Origin of the sequence: Paraburkholderia sediminicola, assembly GCF_046026855.1 — a bacterium.
Lineage (GTDB): Bacteria > Pseudomonadota > Gammaproteobacteria > Burkholderiales > Burkholderiaceae > Paraburkholderia > Paraburkholderia sediminicola_A.
In genome coordinates this window covers 39,692-61,742 of sequence record NZ_JAQQET010000049.1, presented here as the reverse complement: position 1 = coordinate 61,742, position 22,051 = coordinate 39,692, and the positions used below count along the sequence as shown (strand labels likewise).

24 protein-coding genes are annotated in these 22,051 nt (G+C 55.2%); 15 read left to right on the top strand and 9 right to left on the bottom strand.

Annotation, left to right across the window (positions count from 1 at the left end):
* Positions 1 to 426: 426 nt before the first annotated feature.
* The 8 genes from PQR40_RS36200 to PQR40_RS36165 form a co-directional block, all read right to left on the bottom strand.
* Positions 427 to 1,107 carry a hypothetical protein gene (locus PQR40_RS36200; protein ID WP_408511057.1) on the bottom strand — a complete coding sequence of 227 codons (681 nt, stop codon included), beginning with the start codon at positions 1,105 to 1,107 and terminating at the stop codon, positions 427 to 429.
* Between the two features lie 235 nt (positions 1,108 to 1,342).
* Positions 1,343 to 1,861, bottom strand: a complete 519-nt coding sequence (locus PQR40_RS36195) for an ATP-binding protein (protein WP_408511056.1) — start codon at positions 1,859 to 1,861, stop codon at positions 1,343 to 1,345.
* Positions 1,858 to 2,325, bottom strand: a complete 468-nt coding sequence (locus tag PQR40_RS36190; protein WP_408511055.1) for an ASCH domain-containing protein — start codon at positions 2,323 to 2,325, stop codon at positions 1,858 to 1,860. Before PQR40_RS36190 ends, PQR40_RS36195 begins: the two co-directional genes overlap by 4 nt.
* Positions 2,285 to 3,781, bottom strand: a complete 1,497-nt coding sequence (locus PQR40_RS36185; RefSeq protein WP_408511054.1) for a PIN domain-containing protein — start codon at positions 3,779 to 3,781, stop codon at positions 2,285 to 2,287. The genes PQR40_RS36190 and PQR40_RS36185 overlap by 41 nt, the downstream gene beginning before the upstream one ends.
* 281 nt (positions 3,782 to 4,062) lie before the next feature.
* Positions 4,063 to 4,605 carry a hypothetical protein gene (locus PQR40_RS36180; RefSeq protein WP_408511053.1) on the bottom strand — a complete coding sequence of 181 codons (543 nt, stop codon included), beginning with the start codon at positions 4,603 to 4,605 and terminating at the stop codon, positions 4,063 to 4,065.
* Between the two features lie 401 nt (positions 4,606 to 5,006).
* A complete protein-coding gene (locus tag PQR40_RS36175; RefSeq protein ID WP_408511052.1) occupies positions 5,007 to 6,320 on the bottom strand; it encodes a hypothetical protein in 1,314 nt (437 codons plus the stop codon).
* Between the two features lie 142 nt (positions 6,321 to 6,462).
* Positions 6,463 to 6,963: a hypothetical protein gene (locus PQR40_RS36170; RefSeq protein WP_408511051.1), complete on the bottom strand. Its 501-nt coding sequence runs from the start codon at positions 6,961 to 6,963 to the stop codon at positions 6,463 to 6,465.
* A 32-nt stretch (positions 6,964 to 6,995) separates the two neighbouring features.
* Positions 6,996 to 7,913, bottom strand: a complete 918-nt coding sequence (locus tag PQR40_RS36165; protein WP_408511050.1) for a LysR substrate-binding domain-containing protein — start codon at positions 7,911 to 7,913, stop codon at positions 6,996 to 6,998.
* A 417-nt stretch (positions 7,914 to 8,330) separates the two neighbouring features.
* Here PQR40_RS36165 and PQR40_RS36160 point away from each other — a divergent pair, with 417 nt between their 5' ends.
* From PQR40_RS36160 to PQR40_RS36120, 9 genes are all read left to right on the top strand, one after another.
* A complete protein-coding gene (locus tag PQR40_RS36160) occupies positions 8,331 to 9,248 on the top strand; it encodes a TauD/TfdA family dioxygenase (RefSeq protein WP_408511049.1) in 918 nt (305 codons plus the stop codon).
* Positions 9,249 to 9,393: 145 nt separating this feature from the next.
* Complete coding sequence (locus PQR40_RS36155; protein WP_408511048.1) at positions 9,394 to 10,560, top strand: NAD/NADP octopine/nopaline dehydrogenase family protein; 1,167 nt, start codon at positions 9,394 to 9,396, stop codon at positions 10,558 to 10,560.
* Between the two features lie 25 nt (positions 10,561 to 10,585).
* Positions 10,586 to 11,554, top strand: a complete 969-nt coding sequence (locus tag PQR40_RS36150; protein WP_408511047.1) for a phytanoyl-CoA dioxygenase family protein — start codon at positions 10,586 to 10,588, stop codon at positions 11,552 to 11,554.
* 14 nt (positions 11,555 to 11,568) lie between these two features.
* The gene (locus PQR40_RS36145; protein ID WP_408511046.1) at positions 11,569 to 12,480 is read left to right on the top strand and encodes a DapH/DapD/GlmU-related protein; all 912 of its coding nucleotides are present in this window, start codon (positions 11,569 to 11,571) and stop codon (positions 12,478 to 12,480) included.
* On the top strand, positions 12,452 to 13,225 hold the full coding sequence (locus PQR40_RS36140) for an SDR family NAD(P)-dependent oxidoreductase (protein ID WP_408511045.1): 774 nt from the start codon (positions 12,452 to 12,454) through the stop codon (positions 13,223 to 13,225). The genes PQR40_RS36145 and PQR40_RS36140 overlap by 29 nt, the downstream gene beginning before the upstream one ends.
* Before the next feature lie 233 nt (positions 13,226 to 13,458).
* Positions 13,459 to 14,673, top strand: coding sequence for an MFS transporter (locus PQR40_RS36135; protein ID WP_408511060.1), 1,215 nt, complete (start codon positions 13,459 to 13,461; stop codon positions 14,671 to 14,673).
* 48 nt (positions 14,674 to 14,721) lie between these two features.
* Entirely contained in the window at positions 14,722 to 15,597 is an 876-nt protein-coding gene (locus PQR40_RS36130; RefSeq protein WP_408511044.1) for an ATP-grasp domain-containing protein, read from the top strand.
* 529 nt (positions 15,598 to 16,126) lie between these two features.
* Positions 16,127 to 16,429 (top strand): hypothetical protein, encoded by a 303-nt coding sequence (locus PQR40_RS36125; RefSeq protein WP_408511043.1) that lies wholly within the window; start codon positions 16,127 to 16,129, stop codon positions 16,427 to 16,429.
* Positions 16,430 to 16,712: 283 nt separating this feature from the next.
* Positions 16,713 to 17,573 carry a hypothetical protein gene (locus PQR40_RS36120; protein ID WP_408511042.1) on the top strand — a complete coding sequence of 287 codons (861 nt, stop codon included), beginning with the start codon at positions 16,713 to 16,715 and terminating at the stop codon, positions 17,571 to 17,573.
* 367 nt (positions 17,574 to 17,940) lie between these two features.
* On the opposite strand, the gene PQR40_RS36115 is transcribed toward PQR40_RS36120, so the two are convergent.
* Entirely contained in the window at positions 17,941 to 18,159 is a 219-nt protein-coding gene (locus PQR40_RS36115) for a hypothetical protein (protein ID WP_408511041.1), read from the bottom strand.
* Between the two features lie 737 nt (positions 18,160 to 18,896).
* Here PQR40_RS36115 and PQR40_RS36110 point away from each other — a divergent pair.
* From PQR40_RS36110 to PQR40_RS36085, 6 genes are all read left to right on the top strand, one after another.
* Entirely contained in the window at positions 18,897 to 19,199 is a 303-nt protein-coding gene (locus PQR40_RS36110; protein WP_408511040.1) for a type II toxin-antitoxin system HigB family toxin, read from the top strand.
* A gap of 5 nt (positions 19,200 to 19,204) precedes the next feature.
* A complete protein-coding gene (locus PQR40_RS36105) occupies positions 19,205 to 19,561 on the top strand; it encodes a helix-turn-helix domain-containing protein (RefSeq protein ID WP_408340829.1) in 357 nt (118 codons plus the stop codon).
* Positions 19,562 to 19,595: 34 nt separating this feature from the next.
* Entirely contained in the window at positions 19,596 to 19,976 is a 381-nt protein-coding gene (locus PQR40_RS36100) for a hypothetical protein (RefSeq protein WP_408511039.1), read from the top strand.
* Positions 19,977 to 20,025: 49 nt separating this feature from the next.
* A complete protein-coding gene (locus PQR40_RS36095) occupies positions 20,026 to 20,538 on the top strand; it encodes a hypothetical protein (RefSeq protein ID WP_408511038.1) in 513 nt (170 codons plus the stop codon).
* A 15-nt stretch (positions 20,539 to 20,553) separates the two neighbouring features.
* Positions 20,554 to 20,775, top strand: coding sequence for a hypothetical protein (locus PQR40_RS36090; RefSeq protein WP_408340834.1), 222 nt, complete (start codon positions 20,554 to 20,556; stop codon positions 20,773 to 20,775).
* 347 nt (positions 20,776 to 21,122) lie between these two features.
* Complete coding sequence (locus PQR40_RS36085; protein ID WP_408511037.1) at positions 21,123 to 21,446, top strand: hypothetical protein; 324 nt, start codon at positions 21,123 to 21,125, stop codon at positions 21,444 to 21,446.
* Positions 21,447 to 22,051: the final 605 nt, after the last annotated feature.

The following is a 22,051-nucleotide window of genomic DNA, read 5'->3' as shown; positions in this document are numbered from 1 at the left end:
CCATCTGGGCCATGAAGGGACGTTCGCTGGCGAACGCGGTTGGACATTCGAGCATCGGTAGCGCTCTGAAAGCGGCCACTGAAGCGGATCGGCGTACTCGAACATTCATTAAAGACCTTTTACGGGGGCCCGAAGAGCCGCTTCGACACGTCGTCCATTGAGGCGAGCCGGGCAAACGCGCTGCGTCGGATTTCTCGCTGCCCCGGGCACTCTGGTTTGACGTCAGTGGCATTTGACTTTGTGCGGTTTGCAATTGTCATTTCCCGGATATCCGGCAATCGTTCTCCCGGCTCGTTCCCGACCCGGAGGAAGGAGCGACAATCCAAATCTTCGGAGACTACAATCAAGAGGACGCAGCCGCTCGGCTTGTCCATCAACAAACGCCTGAAGATCCCCGGCTCCTGCCAAGATGGCACTCGCTTGGGGCTACCATCCACCTGGTAGCCCCAAGTTACACTCCTCCGAAAGCGTGGTCGATCTGGAAGCGATTTCTACCGCGGCCTTCACAACGTCGGGCTTGAGCCAACCAAGTAAGGCCGTGTACGCTTCAGCGAAACGGGCCGACAAGTAGAAGTGATCGGCTCGCACCCCCTTGACGTACGCATGCGCGTCCCGGTTCCTTATAGCGTTCGCGAGCACCTTGAAGGCGGCACGGACCATTGCCCCGTCAGCATGCGAATCACAGAGCTGCTTTATCTTTTCGTCCAATTTGCCGCCGCCGAGCGTAGCGTAATCGAGTGCATCAGCAGTCTCGAATTTATTTGAAATGACCTTTTGAAACCATGATGCTGTCCATGGGATGTCTTCAAGTGACGCTTTCGACACTGGCGTCGGACTGAACTCGCCACTCAATATGAGTGCACCTTTCAACAGGTATTCTGACCCTGTTGAGAATACCCCCCATAACATTACACGCCCGAATCTAGGATGCAGTCCCTCCGCTTTTTTTTCAAACGAACCCTCGTCCAATGCCTCGAAGTTCAAGTCCGTCTGATTCCACTTCAGCAGTCCCGATTCGCCTAGAAGGGCGATGCCGGCTGCCAGCTGTCGCTTGCCGTCCGTCGCAGCGTCGTACGCCGGTGTTGCGCTAGTGGAGACGTCTTTCATTACTCGGTCCTCCTGTTCGATCGAGTACAAGTTCTCGGGAGCAAGCTGTTATCGCGGTCCCAGTCGCGCCATCCTTTCGGGAAGCCGTTGAATCGGTGGGCCGAAGCTCTACACGCGGGCCTCGCTGCGGATTCATTCACGGCGTTCGAACTGCGGCAATTCCCTTCGGTGACTGCTGGTCCGAAGCCAATCCGGTTACCTCGCTATCGGGCATCTATCACTGAAAAGTCCGGGCTTAGTGATTGCCCAGCGAAGCGAGAAACTCGTCGTCGCTCGGCATGCTCAATACCGTCAACTTCAGGCCCAATGCAGCGCAGACCGCTTCCGCCTGCCGCCGTTCGGCAAGTTGAAACTCCTCGATATCGGCGACGCGGCGCGCCACTCCATCGCGACTTTGCAATCGGTCGGCGATTAAGGACGCAGGTGCTTCAATGAGGACAACCGCGTCAAGGATAAGGTCTGCGAAGACTTCCGCTCCGAGAAAAACGAACTCGTCGCGCGCGTCGCGCAGAACGAAGTGTCCGTCGAGTAGCAGTCGTTGCCCTTCGCCATTGATCCGCTTCACCGCCGCGATCAGTGCTTTCTGGTTCCGGTCCGGATCATCGACGAGCTTTGCGCCCGTCCAGTTGGCACCGCCCAGTTCCTGCTTGATCAGCGTGCTGGCCGATGAATGGACCCAGCCTGACACTGCAGCGCGAGCGCAAAGGTACGATTTACCAACGGCGTGTATGCCAGCCACAAATGTATTTTTCATTTTTCCTCCACCGGAAAGAGGCGTGTCATCACCAGGGAAAACTCGTCAGGCGAGAGATACTGAAAGGACTGCGGCGGTCTGAAGTCCTGAAAGATCGACTTCGGGTCCAGCGGCGTACGCGCGACCTTTACCGAATCGATCAGAATTCCGTACGCTCGCGATTTGCCGTGAAAATAGCTGACCAATTCATCACGATCGAGGCCGCCGCCATACTGGCATGCGAGCGACCACAGGCCGTCCGTGTCGCGCTCCTCGACGCGATCGACATACGCAACGCCGACCAGCTGCTGGACTGGCGATGACGAATACAGGATCATCACGCCAATATCCGTCCCGGCGGGCCAGCTTCGGCGAAGCTCGACCCGCTTGCTGCCAGCGAGGATCAGATCGCAAAAGCGCGGCTTGATCGACAGCAGGACGGCTCTACCGCCCTGCGGCTCGGAGGACTCGGGAAAAAGTGTCATTGGTGATTAACCGGGTAGATTGAATATTTCCTGCAACCTGCCTCGGAAATTGGGCACGAGGCACGGGGTTCGGGAAGTGTTCGATGGTGCGAAAGAGCATGATGCGCACGCCGGCTGGGTGATCTGCCATCTCGTCGATCTCGTCGTCTGTGTAGACCGTGCGGCGGCTTACAAGCCGGGCAATATCGTTTGGATCCGAGAGCGTTTCGAAATGCTCCACGACGACGAGCGTGGTTACCGCCTTTAGATCGTATCCACGGTAGAACAGCACGACGTCGCCGCGCCGGATCCGGTTGGACGGGGAATGTGACAAGTAAGCAAGTTTGATCGCGTTCCCGACGTGCTCGCCATGACCACGCGGCCGTTGCCCTTCGTTGCGGGGGTGGTCGGGAAACAGTACACGGTGATATCGCGGCTTGATCGGGATGATGAACTTTTGGATGTCCAGATCGGCACGGAAATGCGGGTAAAAACAGCGCGTATAGTCGAATCTATCCCCTGCCTCAAGATCAGCGATCGGGGGCTCTGCCGGATGACGTTTCACGTACACTCGGTCGCCGTTGTGGCTTCCGACTACTGAGAAGCCGAAATCCTTCAATAAGGTGATCAACTCGGGATGGCTCTGATCCGGATTTTCGTCTTCGCGCACGTCAATGAATACATGCTCGCACGCGTTCGCCGTCGCGTAGCGGAATGCCATTTTCAGGAACAACTCTCCTATCTTGCGGCCGCGCACGAGCTCGCCCACCTTGAACGTACAAAGTTTCAGCGCGCGCCCAGCGAGCCGTTGTCCGTCATTCGTGACGATCTCATCAGTCTGCACGTCGTAGATGCAGATTGCTGAAAGATCATGTGCGGGCGGGTGCCTGTAGATCCACGCGCGACGCCCGTCGCGGGCCTTGGCGCGATACCAATCATCAAACCCCGCATATCCGTCGCGCAAGCTATCGAAAAATGGATCGCCCAGTTGAGGGGTCAGTTCGTTCAATTCGACGTCGAGGATATCGGGCAGTTCAACGGTCGCCGGGTCATGGAGGCGACTGAGCCAGTCTTCGATCGTCTGGATGAAGTAGACACGACTGCCCAGCCCGCGGGCTATCGCCTTCGCATGCAGGCCCCGGTCTTCCGTCATCAGAACGTGCGCGGCGTCCCGCTCCAAGGCATACAGGATCGTATTGTCGCATTCGTCGTTCTCGGACAGGCCGGGCACGTTCCACGGGCAGGGAGGTCCCTCTGCCAACTCGCCATACTGTCTCAGACGGGTAAGCGTCCGATCACGGCGAGCCTCGTCGCGATCGCGCGCGATGTCTCTCAATGAAGCCGGGTGATAGACGAGCTGGTGCCGGCCGTTGCACATCTCCATAACGTGCGCCAGGTTCGGCCTGAGCACGGCAAGCGAGTCCTGAAGCGGAATCAGGATGTTGGTGTCCAGCAAAATACGCAGATGTAGCGCCACGTATGACCTCTCAGTATCTGTTCTTGTGTGCCAATGCAACGCTGCTGGACTCCAAAACAAAAACGCCACCTTTCGGTGGCGCTTTGCTCGGGCAGAAAGAGCCTCGAACCGGTTACGATTCCGAGTCCGCAGTGCGCCGTGTCCGTACTCGCACGGTCGCGCGATACGTCTCACGGGCTTTCTTTTCCGTCAGTGCGCCTTTCTCGGCCGCTTCCTCCGTACGCTGGAGGATCACGGCGACCCCGCGTTTCTGCATCGCTATCACCTTCGGGCGAAGCTTGCTAGATGCGTTCAAAGCCATAAAAACCTCCTTCGTCTGATGCGGGCCGGGTTACGCAGCGGAACGATACGCCAAGTTCGCCGCGTTCGAATTTCCTAGCGAGCCTATTATATATCGCGTCCAGTTTGCCCGTCTGCGGCAGGTAGAAGTATTGCACCGTCGCCGGAAACGCATCGGCGTGCGCGATCAATGCCATGCCCAACGCTTCGCTGAACTGCCAGATCATTGCGGGGTCAGGAAGTGGCCATTTCTGCGGCAGAAACATCGTCTCACGATTGGCCTCCGGCCTAAAGAATTTCACGATACGGGAATTGGGGTTCGGGACAAAACCCTGGTTCCACGCCGCAGCGGTCTCGCGCACGAACTGCTCGTCGTTACCCGCATACGTCATCACGTCCGCAAAGAAAACCAGATATCGCGTACCATTGAAGTCTATGGCTCCAACCTCGATCGACGCGTCGACGCCGATCGGCCCCGTCACGAGCACCGTACCTTCCGATCCGGAGTCGGCCGGAAACAGCGCCGCAAGCAGTGCGTCGCTCACGTACTCGATCATCTGCCCCTTCTCCTGTTCAAATCGTTAGCAGCGCCGTGAGCAAGCGCTTGGTTCGGCGTTAGGATTGTCGGGCGCCGCAGAAAGTGAAAACTGTGCCAGGCAAGTAAAAAGTACTGCCACAGTTCGTGCAAAAATCCGGGCGGACGGCAGGCTTCTGAGGACCCAGCCTTCACTGATCGACCCACCCCGGCTGTTCGACACTCTGTAGGTGGGACGTCTCCTATTGGCCCGGCTGCTGCCGCACAGCCGAGTGTCGAAATTCCGCAAGTGAAAGGCCGCCTGCTTCATGAGACTGACAATTTAATGCGGTCTACGCCTGCGCAACCTGCGCGGCGTCGTCAGATCCGACGGCCACGCGGATCTCGCTCATCCGCGGGAAGCCCCGGCGATCATATCCGGTGGCTGATGCTGGCTACAAGCGCACCCAGCGAGAACCACCAGACCCAACCGAGGCGTTGGTTCAGCGCCTGAATGGCGATCGCTAACTGCTGCAATCCGGTACCAGTGTTCGAACCCGAGAGCGTTTCCAAGACCCGCTGGATGTCCGCGCGTGTCGCCGGCACGTCCAGATCATCGGGGGCACTCGGCGCCACGTCGTCGAACCACGACGGGTGCTCCTGCTCCATGCGTTCCCACATCCCGGTAAAGAGGTTGTGCGGTAGCAGATCGGAGCTAGGGTCCGCTTGAACAACCGTCCACGAGGCATCACGCAGCGCATCACGATGGTCTTGACTACGCCATAACTCCTCGTTGCGCACCATCCCGTCGAACCCCATAGCGCCATCGCGTTCGACGGCCGCCGCGATCTGCTCCGCGTTCAACCGGCGTGAGGCATAGACCGCTGCGCGCAACGCAGGGTCGTCGCTGGCGAGAAACTCGTCGGCCCGCGCGGCGTTCTTCGCCAAAGCAAGGCGCGCGAGGCCCTTGCGCACGTGCTGAAAGGGCGAAAGCGACCCATGTTTCACGCCCTCGTCATCATCGGGCATCCAGCGTGCCGCGAGAGCGAGCGGATCGTCAACGCCGTGCCCGATGGGCAGCAGGACGTCGAACAGCCAGGCCAGCGCAAACGCCCATGGGCGGGTGTTGGGCACGGTTCCAGCCATGTTCCAGGCCGCCTCGAAGACCTTGTTATGGGTGTACTCCGCGTAGCCGTCGGCGAACGACTGGTCGTACGGCGTGCTCATCCGCGGGTTGCTCGTCAACGCACGCAAGGCGGTCAGGCGCTGTGGCTCGGACAGGCAAACCCATGATGGCCCTCCGTTGAAGAATGCTTCAAGGAACTGGTTGTTCAAGGACGGGTTGTTGAAGTAAGCGGTCAGTTCCTCGTCGGTGGCGGACGGGAACCAGTCCATAGGGCTCTCGCCGAAGAACGCCGTCGGGCCATTGCTCATAGAGCTCGCGCCAGCGGTCACGTTCGAGAGAAGCGACAATCGGATGGCTAGGGCTTGGGTGTTGTCGCCAGCGTTGGCAGCAAGCAAGGCGCGCCCTGTCGCTATGTGGCAGCACCACCGTCCAAGCGCGAGGTCAATAAGCGGATCGTGTCGATCGAGCAACGCCTGCTCGAACTTCTCGTCAGCCGTGTCGCTGAACGGCTTCTTCGCGACCCGTGCTCCTCTGTCCTCGAGATACCGGACCACCGATTCAGCCGGGCTTGCCGCTAGCCGCGCTTCGTCCACCACGCTATCGAAACTTCGCACTTTCATCCCCCGTTGTTTTGTCGGGGAATGTAGCACGCCCCGTCAGGTCGGCTGGCCGTCCGCGTCGTCGATCGGGCCGTTGACCAACCACAGTGACGGGGTGTCGAAGCCGCAGCGCCCCCGACTTTGAGAATTTTCACGCCAGCGGTCAGTTCGGCCAAAACGAACGCACGACGAAAAAGAGGATGGCGACCACTACCGCTGCGATCACGTACTTCTGTGCTCTCGTCAGCCCGGGGCGTTTCTGGTAGGCACTTAGCAGATTTGACACATCCGCATCAAGCTTTCGAAACTGTTCCTGCGACAAGATCTGCCATTCAATCAACATCGGCCGGAGTCGGTTGAGCCATACATCGCGAAGTTCCGGTGCGGGCATATCGTGCAGGATCTGCCGCAGGGTTCCGTCGAGCGCGTCATCGCTGCGCGGCGTTGAGGCGAGATACTTCGCAGTCGGTCCTAGCTGCTCCTCCATTCCGTGAAGGAGAAGATCTCGCATGGCCGCACCAGGATTCTCCGCACCGGAAAGTAACGCACTAAGCCGTTCAGCCGGACCTCCAAGGCCCTCCTGAATCCGTTTCGCCTCGAGTTCGGCCTGCCGCGGAATCCTTTGCTGCTCGATATAGAACGGATCGGTCGCGCCACGTTCCAATCCCGTTGCGTGAGAGGGGCCGGGCAATCGGTTCAACGCTGGGTCAAATAAGCCGGAATGTCGGCGTGGCATAGTTGTATCTGCTCCCGGATCCAGGATACGAAAACCTGGGCCGCTGCCGGGAGCGGATATGCTTTCGGATAAACTAGATAATAGGCGTTTGTCGTCCGGATCATCGGTCCGGGCATGCGTGCCAGACGGCCTTCTTTTATAGCGTCCATGACGAGCCATTTGCGCCCAAGCGCAATGCCTTTGCGTTCCTCCACGGCACGCAGCAACTGCAACGAATCTTCGTAAGTTGCGCCACTCGCGGTAAACGGCGCTCTCACACCCGCGCGTTTGAACCAGTGTTCCCACTCGTCATAGGGATTCAGGAGTGGATAGCGCAGCATTTGGCGCGCGGATGCGGGTAACGCGTCAAAACCTTCAACGCCCCTCGCAGCTGCAACCGGGAACAAAACTTCCGTTGCGAGCCGCTCCGCCTCAAGACCGTCCCATTTGCCGGCACCCATCCGGATGCCAAGCGGAATATGTTTGCCCAACAGGTCGAGCGTAGCGACCGTTGGAATCAATTCTACGGCGATTTCGGGGTGCCGCTCCAAGAAATCATCTAGACGCGGGCCAAGCCAGCGTGTCGCGAACGACGGCACAACGGTTACCGGGAGCCGGCTTGTCGGGCGTCTCGATTCTCTGCGCAATTCGCCAACCGTCTCTGAGATGCGTTGCAGCGTATCAGACATCGTGATCAGCAAACGCTGCCCATATTGTGTGAGTACGACGCGTCGTCCAACACGAGCGAAAAGCTCGACACCCAACTCGGCTTCTAGTGCTTTTATCTGCTTGCCGACTGCGCCGTGCGTCAGAAACATGGCATCGGCCGCCTCACGAAAACTCCGATGTCTGGCCGCAGATTCGAACACTTGAAGGTTACGTAAGGAAGGTAATCTCATGCTGATTGAATATCCAGATTAGTCAATAAACTGACAAAGTTTATGCAATAACGAACCGGCAACACGTTGCGGTCGATGAGTGTAGCTGGCATGCCCCAACAGGGAATCGACCGCGACCTCGTTATGAATCTGAAAAGGTTTTCGACAAAACCGACAAGGACATTTTGGAGAATTTAAGGCGCCACCAAGGTAGAACATTTTTCGCTTCTTCGCTAGTGACATAGCAGTTAGCATTCTTTCAAAGAACGACACTGCGACGAGGTCGCCGACGTGCAAGAGGCCGCCGAGTTATGCACGTTACAGCTGTGTGTGTGCGTAAAGCCTTCGACAGTCCAGCCATCCGGCAGCGCAACATTTATTCGCATATCACCGCCCGAGTGCGTGACGGGCATTGACTTCTTGAAGCGAGGCGATCAAATGAGTGCAGAATTGAGAAAAATAAATTTTTCGGACAACGAATCTGGGAAACTAAAATCACTCGTGACTAAGGTGCACGAGGATTGCCCCAGTCAGATACAAAGCAGATATCTTTCCCGTCTGGAAGCATACGAAGACCAGTTTCCAATCCGCCTGACCGATATTTTTTGGGAAGATCCTCGCCCGCTTCTACTCACGAATTTGCCCACATTTTCCGATGTCGAAGGGTCGAAAATACTGGTCCTTTCCATTGGCGAAGCGATCGGAAAATGCGCGGGCTATTCTGAATACAATCAGAGCTATATCACAGATATACGCCCAAGTACGCTATCCAATGAGTCGAGTAGCGGGACGGAACTGCTGACGATGCACAACGACTTGACGTTTGCCTCCGATCATTGCCGGCCGTCGGCATTGGCGCTGGTTGCCCATACAGCCGAAGGTAACGTGCCTAAGACTTTACTTGCGGACGCTGTGGAGATTGCGTCCCTGCTGTCATCCGCGGAACTCAACCTGCTGCAACAAAACATCTACGAGATCAGAGCCGGCGGCAAACTGCGATGGCCTTGCGAGCAGGTGCGAAGGATCAGCGTGTTAGAGCATGACGCGTCCGGTCGTTTGCGCATTCACATGAGTTTCAACAATATCTGTCCTATCTCGGGCCTGGACGAAACAACGACACATCAGGCCAACGACGCTCTGAAACGTGTAACGGAAATTGCGCTTGAAGTGGGTAGGGCAAAGGGCCACGTAGTGAAAAAAGGACAAGCGCTTTTGATTCCAAACGACTATGTGCTTCACGGGCGCGATGTATTTGAAGATGAAAATTTCGAGCGCCTTCTCTTTCGATCGTATGTCATCACCCGAGAAATGGCACGTCGACAGAACGGCAATACGATGATCTCACTGCGTCTCTAAATATTGAACGGTACAAGAGATTTATGTGCTTTTACATTATCAAGGATAACGAGACATCTAGTTTTATTTAGGTAATATGTCAAGACGTAACCGTTTGACATTTTTATTCGCTTAATGAAACTCTATTAGAAGAGGTGCAGTGAGAATGGATAAGATCGTGATAGTCGGTGGCGGCCATGTGGGCTTGACTCTTGCCGTTGATCTTCGTCAGCGGAGAAACGAAACCGAGTTTGACCCGCACATCGTGCTGCTGAGAGGCAATGATCATCCATTTTTTCGGAGGGATGATTCCCAGAAGATCAGCCTAGAAAATATCATTTCCGGCGAGCAAGTGACAGACGTGTTTCCTGCAGGCAATGTCCATGCAATCAGCGAGGACGCCACGGAGCTCCTTCGTGAGTGTCGGCTTGTAATTGTAACAGTGCCAGATATACTGCCGCTACGGGACCAGGTGTTCGAGTGGATCAAAGAGAACTCAAATGGCCAGCAACTGAATCTTGTGTTCGTCAGAGGCGGCCAGGGCGGACTGATACCGTTGCTTGCCCGCCACCGATCGGGCCAGGTCCTTCATCACGCATCCTTGGTTCTGGTGGAAGATAGTTTCTACGGCACAAGGTACATTTCAGACAAGGTCGAATTCAAGCGAAAGAAGAAAACCAATGTCGCGTTGGCGGGCCCGAATGCGGAAAAGGCCTTGGCTCTCCTCCGGCGCGCGTTTACGGGGCCGACCGTTGGGAAGGATTGGCATCATTTCAATGTGGTCCGCGCGCTCGATCTGCAATTCGACCCTTTGGGATACATCATCCACCTCGGCGTCGCCTTGGACGAGAAAAACCTCGAAAAAACGAAGCGAGGGTATCAATATCTCCACTACTGCGAGGGTGTGCATGCGGGCAATGCCGAAAGGCTCCGGGAACTTGATAAGGAGCGTGTCGCGCTAGCTGCGCAGTATGGCGCGAAGACGCGGTTGTTCACTGCGATGCTCGAGGAGCAGTACGGATTGAAAGTAAGGCAAAGTTTCCTCGAAACGATGCAGGACACCAAATCCATTTATCGATCCCGTTCGGCCGAATCCATGGCCGACCTGAAGACAGGGCGGGTGTTGCAGGAGGATATTCCTGCATTGCTGACGATCGACTGGCTGACGGAAAAGGCCGAAATCGATCTTCCGGCAACGCGTGCTCATACCGAAAACATCATCCGCAAAATTGGTTCACTGGGGCTCGATATTGAGTCGTTCAGTGGCTATAAACGCCAGCTCGAGAAACTCGATTTGTCGAAGGCCGATGTCGTCCGCCTTCTGATGGCCTGAAAGCCGTACCAATCTGGAGAGAATCATGTTGCTCGAAAGTGAAAAGATCGCGGAAGCCAGCTCCTACGTCGGATCCAGTCCGGAAGTGGACGCCGATTTTTTTAAAAATCACGGTTTCTGTGCGATCAAGGGATTGATTCCATCCCCGATGGTTGAGCATTTCAAGTCCATTATCGCAAAGACCGAAAACGGGACGACATTCGATACGATAAAAAAGAACACTTATAACACCGCCATCGATGATCATGCTGTCAAAAGCATGATTCGGCATGATACCTTCGCTTCCATGATTGGATCGCTCGGATACGGCGACAGTGCCTTCACGGATGGCGTCATTTTCGAAACGGACGCGGAACTGGGTGGGTTCGATTGGCATCTGGATATTACAAGCTTTAAATACATCTACCCGACTGACAAGGCGTTTTCAATCTGGGTAACGTTGGATCCTATCGATCCGACCGATCAGGATGGTGGTCTGACGCTTCTCTCGACCGCATCGTTCTCCGGTCGGGAGTTCTTCAACCTGCAAGCGACGGTAACCAGGTCGCTTGTCGAGGGCCGCTACAAGATTCCCGCTTTATACAAAACGCTACTCGGGCCCAAATATCGTAACGACGAGCAAAAGAAATTCAAGAAATTGTTCCCGTATATGCAGGATAAATTTCCTCATTTATTTAGCGACTCCATCTATATTTCCGGATTCACCAGAAATCTCTTCGACAGCGAGGGCGTCTCTTTCGCGCTCGCACCTGGCGACGCCATCATCTTCGACAAGAACGTTTTCCATCGGAGTAACGCGTTGCTGCCGGGAGCAATGAAGACGCGCCGGGCGTTCGTGCTACGCTTCATCGAAGCAGGGTCGCGATTCGCTGCAATCAATGCTTCGAAAGCGGGTGGCGATGATGCGCTCTTGGTGGAGCGCATGACGCGAGGACGAAGCGAAGGCGATAGTTTCGATTTGACGGACGCTGCGGTAATCAATGTACCAGGATAAAGGGAGATTCAAGAGTGGGCGATAGTGCAATCATCAGAAAGAGCGGTCAACGGTACGTTGACGTCGCGACAGGCAAAACAATCGACGCCTGCTACCCGGACGAGGATGGCGCACGACGCGGGTGTCTGGCAGAAAAGTACGAGCTGATACGAAGCGAATTCTTCGATATCGAGGTCGACGTTGTGACCGACGCGATTCAAAGTACCGAGGATGCATATCTGAGGCTGCATCTTCTGTCGGCCAGAGTGATGAAGCCAAACAGCATGCGGCTGGACGGGATTTTCGAGATGTTGCCGGCTATTGCCTGGACTACTGCGGGACCTGTTTTTCCGCAGTGGGTTACGAAACTCCGCACGTTGGTCGCGTCGGAGTTTCACCATCTTATCGTGTTGTCGGTAGACAAATTTCCGCGGATGGTCGACTACGTCATGCCGAGTGGTGTGCGCATTGGCGATGCGGACCGGGTCCGATTCGGTGCTTTTCTGTCTGAAGGAACGACGGTCATGCACGAGGGATTCGTCAACTTTAACGCGGGCACCCTTGGAAAGGCGATGGTTGAAGGACGGGTTACTCCGGGTGTCACGGTCGGAGAAGGGAGCGATGTCGGTGCCGGCTCATCGATCATGGGAACGCTGTCAGGTGGCGGCAAAAGAACAAATTCGATCGGCAACGGCTCTCTCCTGGGAGCGAACGCGGGTATTGGAATTTCTCTGGGCGACAACTGTATCGTAGAAGCTGGACTCTATGTCACTGCAGGTACCAAGGTGCGGTTACCGGATGGTTCCGTCGACTATGCCCGAAACCTGTCTGGCCGGGATAACGTGCTCTTTAGACGGAACAGCCAGACCGGGGTTGTAGAAGCACTTCCGACCAGTGAACATGGCTGGGGAGGGATAAATGATGCGCTCCACGCAAACAACGAATGAGTTCCAATGCATTCAACGATCCTTCGATGCTCCCTTGGCACTGGTCACTGGTGCCTCAGGTGGCATTGGGGGATGTTGTGCGAAAACGCTTGCCGGGCTTGGTTACGCAACGCTCATTGTGGGACGTTCCCTTCGGGATCTCGGAACGGTCGCAGATGACATCAACAACCGCTTCGGGGACACTCATCCGTGCTTTGTCTATCGGGCGGACCTTGCGAACCGGCAGGAAGTTGCGCTCTTGCTCACGCATCTCGAATCATTCAAGGCTCCCGAGGTCTTTGTCTCGGCTGCTGGCGTGACCAGCAACTCGACAGAAACCTTTGACGAGCACGAGCTGGATGAAGTGTTTGCGGTGAACACAATAGCGCCAATGTATCTGGCCAGAGGGATTCTCCCGTTGATGGAAAACGGTAAGGGAGGCTACATCATCAATATCGCGTCACGGGCCGGCGTTCTGGCGTTCTCTGACAAGGGTGTTTACGGAGCATCGAAGGCGTCCACCATCCGGTACTTCGATGCCCTTTATGTCAAAAGTCTGAACTCCGACATCCGGGTGACGTCGATCTGCCCAGGCTGGGTGAATACTCCCATGGCAAAGGCCGGCGGATGCACAAAGCCCTCGGACGACTTGTTGCAGCCCGATGACATCTCGGCGGCGATTGGCTGGCTCGTCTCGTCGCCTTCACGGGTACGCATCCGCGAGCTTGTCATTGAAGCTGGAGGGAAGTCACAAGTGACTGCGTAATCCCGCGCGCTCGTTGTCGTCTCTAGCTGACTGGCGTGGTCCGGAATCGGGACATTGACGTCCGCTTCGGGTCACGGTTCTGGCGTCAATCAGATTCTGCAAAACGATCCCGGTGTAAATCCATTTGTCGAGGCGAGGGGGAATCGGCGTGAGATCGCCATCTGCGTTTGCTGAAGTGTTTGTTCGTCCCGACCACCGCTGCCAACGGAATTTCTACTAAATTGTCAAAATCCATGCCCTCATTGGGACACCCGTCGAGAAAAGCGCTTGGCGGATTTCTTGTCGCGAGATTCATGGAAGTCCTTTCTGACAAATTTCTGCTTTTTTTGGTCCCGGTTTATATCTACATTGAAGCGAAAGATGTCCGGCTCTTGGGTCTGCTGACGCTCACACAGTGGTTACCACGTGTGCTCTTGCAACCGTTTCTCGGAGCGACAATCGCCAAGTTTCCCTTCAGAAAGCAAATCATTACGATCAGTTCATGCAAGGCTGTCCTTTGCATCATTCTGCTGGGATATTCGCGCAGCATACCGGTTATCCTTGTGGCTGCGAGCTTCCTCTCAATTTTGAATGGGTGCTCGTTTATCAATCTTGAGTTCGTAGGGAGCACCCTCAAGGATTCCCGACGCCGAGCCACTTTTCAGACTCACATACAGACAATAGATCGCTCAACGAGGGTTCTGGGACCGGCGCTCGGTGGATTCGCCTTGCTGAAGCTTCCGTTCAGTTTGAGCTGCATACTGGCGGCGGCCCTTTTTCTCACGAATCTCGCTATCCTGTGTCTGCGAATGGATATTGTGGCTTGCCGCAAGGGAAAGGGTTTGGCTTCAATTGGCGGGGAAGTACTCTCGGCTGCTATCGCGATATTTTCGACAGGCCAACTGCGGTCAATGACGGTCATGATGATGGCAGGTAATTTTCTTGAGGGGACGTTATTAACGATTCTGCCAAAAATCGTGGTTACCAACCTCGGGTACAGCGCAGCCATGTTATCGTATATCGAAATCATAACAGCTACCGCTACAATATTATTTCTGTATGTCCTTCCAAGATTAACGGATAACACGGAAACTGCATTGAAAAGATTGTTTCCTTTCGCGTTGTTAGGTATGCCGCTTTCCTGTGCAGGATTCGCCATCAGTACCAATATTCTGTTATTGACCGTGAGCTTTGGCACATTCTTCGTTGCCCAGAGCATTACGACCGTGTACATCCGGGCAGAACGAGTTCGGTATATCAGGGAGGCGGATTTTCCGTCAACGATTGGCGCAATGATCTCAATTGTTCAACTTACGATACCCTTGTCAGGATATCTGGTGACGTTATTCCCCTCGACGACGTCGCTGCGAATCCTGACGATCGTTCAGGCCGTCCTCGTGGGTCTCGTGCTTGTGGTTATGATCCTCATCCATCGCTCGTTCGGTTCTAGGCTGGACACGGTCCGCTGAACAATCTCCATCAAACTCCCATCTCAATCTTGGTCATGTGTGGCGACTATGCATAAATCCATAAGCAAACCAGTTCTTCAGCAATTGATTTCAAACAAGAATGAATTTCAAAAAATCTGCGAGTCCTTGGATATCCCAACCCTAGTTGGTTATTCATTTGACGATATCGATGATTTTTTCCGGGAAATCGGACCGTGCTTAGACAGCGAGAAATCCTATCTGCTTAAATCGGCGAATGACCGCGTGATCCTAGAGGATAAGCGGCGTAGATTCTTTCTCTCTCGCGGCGGGAAAGATTTCAATGACTACATCGTCTCAGAATGTGCGCGAATTGGAGAAGGGGCAAGTGGTTTTCAGATCCAGGAATATCATGATTTTCGCACTATTCCTGTAACATACTACAATACAGCATTCAAACTATCGAGCGATGTAGTAGAGCACCTCACCACTGTCCAGCTAGTAAATTTTTCTGCTATTGAACGTAATATTCCGTCAACGCACTGGGGGAACATGAAGGAGATTCCTCACCCATTGTTGAATGACGCAAAAGAGCATGCGAGACGGCTCGTCCGCCACTATCGCGACATGGGGTATGTCGGTGAAATAGGCGTCGATTTTGGGTTGACTGACAGTGGAATTTTTTTTCTTGAAACGAATGCGAGACTGAATAATTCAACTAGGCTGTTCTATTACCTCCTCGCGCTTGGCATCGATCCTGTCGAAGGGAATTATATTTATATCAGCAATTTCATTGTTGACTTCCTTCATTATCGTCTATTAAGATTCAGGAAAATGGACGGCGTGAGCTTCGAATCATTGCCCGATGCAAAAACGCTTATCGTCACGCAGACTGTCGCCAGTCTGCGTGAAATTTACGGGTTGATTGAAACGATCGGTCAATCGGAGTTTCCGATTCCCGGCTAGACACCGCCGGGCGCCGGCGCGGATGCCGCGTCGCATGATGAACGCGTGGTGCCTAGACCGTCGCACGAGTTGTTATTCAAGGAGATATCTTCGCCGGTTGGCGGATATTCAGCGGCTCCCCGTATTCTTTCGCATGCACACTACCGATCAACCCGGAGTCCCCATATCGGTAAAAGACCGTTAGTGCCTTGTCGTTGTGGGGCCACCCGTTAAGAAAAATGGTGTTACTCGCCGCAGTGATTGGGGTGTCGAGTTCCGGTTCACTCTACCGATGACCAGCTTGGTCACGTCGAGACGGCCATACGCTGCACCGAGAATCTGCAAGTTTCCGATCTCGTTCGAAGATTGTGTTTTGCTGGTCGTGGTCACGCCAATACCCCCGCCTAGTTGAATGTCCCGACATTTAGGAGCTTCACGCTCCTGTGGTCAACCTCTCAACTCTGGGCGTGGTTCAAACAGGCGTTACACACGAGGTATCGAATTGCGCGGCGCGAGATAATGGTGCCCCATTTTTCATCGCGGTACCCCCATGAAGCTATCCGCCTGCGCTGCAATCGTGAAGCTTGCCGCCAACGAGCGCAAGATGATCGCCGTGCGGGCCCTGGCAGGCACCGAACCGGTCAGCACCCTGGCCGCCCGACACGGCGTGAGCCGCCCGCTTGTCTACCGGCAGATGCACAAGGCCAGCGCCGCGCTCGTAGAACACATTAAAGATGTCAACGTTGCGACTATAAAGTCGTCAACTCGGGACTTCGTGCGCCCCGATAGCGTGGTGAGCCATACTCAGTATGGGTTCGCCGGACGCGAAATAAAGTCGTCACTTCGCTCTTGATATGAGGCCTTCAACGCACGCCCGCCGACGGTGGCCAAGGAATATTGCGGCCGACGTATGCCGACCGCATCGGGCAGCACGCGGCCAGATTGAGACGTTCGACACGGCCTCTGGAATCGTTGACAATCGGCAACATGGTGGAAGCGCTGCCCGACGTGCCGAACCAGTCGTACAAAAAAGGAAGAGCCGTTGCCCCTTGACGTTGTTCTCCTTCCCGTCGCATTACAGAGTCGTGGATTGCCTGCTGCCTCGAGCATTTTTTCTTCCCCTATGCTGCCCGACAATGAACACCGTCCTAATGTCCCCGGATCGTTACCGTGCAATCTTAGGCGAATACGACGCAATCCTAGCTCATGCCTGTGCGATCTCCAGCCGTCTGGTCGGACGCGCCGTCGTCGAGAAACACCTGTCGTACGCCGAGACTATCTTTACGAAATTGCTGTGTCATGCGATCAGTCTGCGACGTCTTTCTCCTACGCTCCATCCCTCCGCGCCACTTGAACTTTGGGATATTGGCTCTGCGTGTGTTGTCGCCCGGACTTTGATCGAGGCATTTGACGCATTGGCGTACATCAGCCTCGACTCCGTCTCTCCGTCCGAACGTGAGTTCCGGATTTTGTTGTGGGAGCTGCATGGCAAGCAACATCGCCTGAAAATGCTAGAGAACAACGGAACGGCTGGTCCGGCAGTGGAAGAAATCCGGGCCGACGTGAAAACCTTGTACAGCATGGTTACCGCCCATGCTTTCTACACTGCCCTATCGAAGGAAATGAGTGGAAAGATTGGTATTGAAAAGGCTCCCGCGTACCTTCGAAGCCAAAAGGACCGCAATGCTGCCAGCGCGATCGATCACGATTACTACAACGGCGTAGAGATGTTGCTGTCTCAGTACGTACACACAACACCATTCGCGCTGAGCCAATTGGAGTTGGCCCATGCCGGCGACCCAGGCGCACTGCAATTACTCGCGCTCCCGTTGCAACATTCCATGCCGTTCCTCGCCAAAGCTATCGTCGGGATTGGATCACTGTGGCCAGATGCAAAGGTGGAGATGTCCGAGGGCGTACGAGAGAGCGTGGACTTTTGGCTCTTGCTTGCCGAGCACGGGATAAAGGGTTTAGACAGTAATCAGCCGTGTTCGTAGGGTATGAAGACGGGAATGCGCCATTTGAATGGTCGTTGCTGGGCGAGTCGGAGTTTCGGTCGATCGGCGGCAAGCGACATCTGTCTCTGTGGGGCCAGCGGCCACCGTTCGACATACTGGCGCGAATCGCCGACAATCGGGCGCACACGTTCTATTGCGAAGGAGAGTAGGCGGACCCGGCAGATCACTTCAACAAATATGGGGTATCCGCACTCGCTTGTTAGTGCACCCACGGACTGCTGCGCCGCGGAAGCCGAGCAACAGTGAGAACAGAAGGACCGGTGCAATCCGCGCGGGCAGCGCTGCCGCGGAAGAAAGAGGGCTACGGTTCCCCGTAATGCCCACCTCGATGTAGACGCCGCCCCCTTTACCAGGTAGCGCCGTTGACGGCTTCGTAAGAGTCGTCCATTAGATTGATCTTGTGCGGAATGCTCGCGAGCACGTCTCGCAACTGCTCCAACAGGTAGGAGTTGATCAGAGCCGTCTCGATCCCTGGAAGGTTATCTTCAGGAATGAATGCAATGACGGTACCATCGAGCTTGCAGCTCAACGTGTCCTTGCTGCGGAGTTGCAATGCAATCGTCATCTTCACCTCATGTTATTGTCGGCGACCGGCGACATACGGGCGTGCGACGGTGAACCACCCATTGGTTTGCACAACGAACGCGCGTACGCCTGATATGGGGGACATTCACGCATGTTACAACCCTCAAATTACTAATAATCTTTTCAGCGACTGCCGAGCTGCCGGCGGGTTCGTTCGCGGAGCTAGCTCGCTGAAGGTCCGCTTTCACAAACGCCGAAGGTCTCTTGTGGGTCGACAAGCGCCACTTGTGGACGGCCGAGTCCGCGCAAACAGTGTTGGTCGCCCGGATTTTTGCATGAACTGTGGCAGTAGTTTTTCACTTACCTGGCACAGTTTTCACTTTCCGTGGCACCCGACAATCCGGCCGATAACAGTCGGCTTTCTTTCCCTGACCAACAGTCTCAACCCAGCCCACGCGTTCTTCGGAACGTGTGGGCTATTTTTTTGGGCGGCAGGCGTTGTATGAGTGCAAGGGGCTGTGTTTTCCGATGGAAACGCGAGGTTCATGTGGAGCGCGAAGTGATTTTTGGTCATTCCTTCGCAAACCCTTCTCGGAACAGATGTCGAAATGGCATGTGTTACGCGCTCAAGGAATCAACAGACGGTGCCGATATTAACGTTGCGCGTGAGTGGCGGCCTCGCACGACCCAAAAGGCATTTTGGGTGAGCCGAAGTGACCTGACCGTGATTTAGGACCGACACTTGTATTAGTCCCAAAATGGGACTAATATGTATCGATGCGAATCATTGCGAAAAAAGTCCTCCTCGCGTTCTGCGAAAGGCATCCGATCGCTCGACAGTCGCTGCTGGCTTGGCATGAAGAAGCCATGAAGGCTGTGTGGATGACGCCGCAGGACATTAAGGCCAGATATTCGACCGCGAGCTTTGTCGGGCGGAACCGGGTGGTATTCAACATCAAGGGAAACGACTACAGGCTGATTGTTGCGGTCGCGTATCGCATCGGGGTCGTCTACATCAAGTTCGTCGGAACGCATGGTGAGTACGACAGGATTGATGCTGAAACCGTAGAACTGGAGTGACCAAGATGGAAATCCGTCCAATTCACAACGAACACGATTACAAAGAAGCCTTGCAGACAGTATCTGGCCTGGTCGACGCCGACCCGGCTGCCGGCACTCCGGAAGGAGACCGATTGGAGGTGTTGGCCACCCTGGTGGAGCGTTATGAAGCTGAGCACTTTCCGCTCGATCTTCCCGATCCCATTGAGGCCATCAAGTTCCGCATGGAGCAGGCCGGACTGTCTGCCAGCGACATGCAGCCGTATCTTGGCAACCTGAACAGAGTGTACGAAGTGCTCAATCGGAAACGCGGGCTAAGCCTTGCCATGATTCGCCGTCTGAATCGAGAGTTGAAGATTCCAGCTGAAGTACTCATCGCCTAGGAAAAACGCGGCACTCTGCCAGAGGGGGAACCTGATGAAACTCAGCTCGCGATGGCTTGGGTGTGTGATGTTTCTTGCCCTTTCGCACGCCCAAGCACAAGTTACTGGCGGCTGTGTCGGTGCACAGCAGCGTGCTGAATCGGACGCCCGTATTGCTGCGATGACGCAGAATTTCGACCCATCAGCGCTGGGCCGCAATTTAACGAACGCGGGTCAGGAGCGCTCGGATGCGTTGGCGGTGGTGCAGAAGTGCCAATCAGGAGCGGTGCTGGGGATGGGATGTGCGCGCGAGATCGACTTATACAATCTCGCCGACGAGTCGTACAAGAATGCAGCCCAAGCGATCGATGTGTATCGAACCCTTGTCTCGGCGCAGGTGAACGCTCGTGCGATGCAAGCACCGGTTTGCCGGTAGTTTGTCACGTAACAACGACTAGGAAAAGGACTCAGCGCAGGTGACAGCATTGAATGAAAAACTGCCGGATGACCTTCGGGCGGCGCTGGTCTCGATCTACGAAGAAGTCATGTGGCTCGCAGGCCGACCGAACGTCACGGCTAGTAGAGCGCGAGCGTGGTACACGCATGTCATGGCTGAAAGCGTCAAGCGTCGCGTCAGACATTTTACGGGGCAAGTCTCCGTTTCGGCGGTATCTGGAGACGGAACAGGGTTGCGACTGGAGCATTACCGCCGCATCCAGACAACGCTAACGGAACTGGTCAACCGGCACGGCCAAGAGCAGCGCAGCGATCCGGGCGAGTTTGTTCGAACGCTTATCGAATACGAGTCGGTGCACATTGTGACGATTGCTGAAAACTACGCTGCGATGCGAGCCCATGGAGACTATGAAAAAGCGGGAATAGTGCTGCAACCGTGGGTAGAGATTCCGGAGGCGCGTAAGCAAATGCTTTGGCGTTCGATGCTTCGAAATAAAGTTGCCAACGCAGAAAATTTCATAAACTGGCCGGCTGCGGTTTAACAGGGGGAAAAGCAAATGCAGACCGTAGACGATTTGATGGAAAAAGCGTTCTTCGAGGGCCGCGACCCGCGCAGCGCTGAGTACAAGCAGGGTGCGCGCGATGTTCTGGTCGCCCGTATGGCGGGCAGCGCACTCCCGGCGATCCCGTTCAAGGTTGGGACTGCGCAGGCCGATGCTTACCTCGCGGGCCGCGAAGAAGGCGGGATCATCTGGCGCACGATGGCCGCAGCAAGCTAACAGGACGGAAAAGATAACATGACGCACGAAAACAAGATCGCAGAGCCGGGGACTGATCGACAACAATTATGTTTGTGAATTTACAAATATGTTTGCTAAAAGCACGCCATGTATGTGAAATCGCGCGACCCGTGTCTGTTCCTGTCAACGTGCTGTGCCCTTGCTGGGCGCCGATCAGGGCGGAGGCAACCCGCTTGGTGACGTCGCATTTTCACAAACATATTTGTCGAGTCGTGCTGTGGAAACCGTGAAATTCACAAACATCATGCGCGGGATGGCCAACGCTATCTGATTGATTTGTATGGACCAGTTTTTACAAACATAATTGTCGGTGATCAGGGACGCCCATGTCTGGTTTGATTCCAGTAGCCCAGAATGTCACCCGAGGCGTGACTTATGTGAGCCTCGACCCGGATTTTCGCGGGGAAGTGACGGTCAATTCGGTCAGCGGTAATCGCGTCCACTATTCTGGCGACGCCGACGGCGATGCTACCACCGAAGAATTCCTCAAAGCCTACGCGCCGCTGTCGGTCGATAACATGACCATCGAGCAGTTGAACGCGCGTGCCAACATGCTGTCGTCAGAGATGGATGCGAACGAGGAAGAAAACAGCGCCTATCAGAGCGAGATCGACAAGATCTACTCCCGGATCGACTCCATGAAATCCTGATTAAAAAAGTGCTCGCGCAAGTCGCGCGGACCACGAAGGAAAGCGATAAGGAGGTCCGAAGATGGGAAAGACCTGTTGGACATGGAAGTTGCTCTGTTGGCTCGTTGTCGCATGCGCCGCGCTCGCGTTTTACTCGGGATTGCCTGCGGTTGCGGCCATCCTCGGACTGTTCGCCATAATGCTGTTCGTTGTCGATTTCCGCGTTGCAATGAGTGAGCCATTTCGGCAATCCGCGATTGGCCGCATTGCGCGTGAAGAAGGCGGCCCAACAATGCGGGGTATGGTGTATCTCGCTCTCGCGGTGGCGCTGCTGTTGGCGGGTCAATTCGTCTTGGCGTTAGGTGCACGCTCGGCCCCAACAGAGCCTGTTTCGGCGTTCTGCTTCATCTGCGCTCATTGATCGGAAAAGCGGACATGGATAAGCCAGTTGAATCAAGGCGCGGGCTTGATGAGACAAAATAAAGTTGTATAGCGCTACCGCTGATTCATAAGCGCTTTTCCGTCGAGCGGCGGACGCCGTGGGAGTGAGTTGTATAGTGGTTGCGTTGATTTTTAAGGGAAAACCGTCGAAAAACGGAGTGCGATTTGCGTGGCGGCTGTTCGAA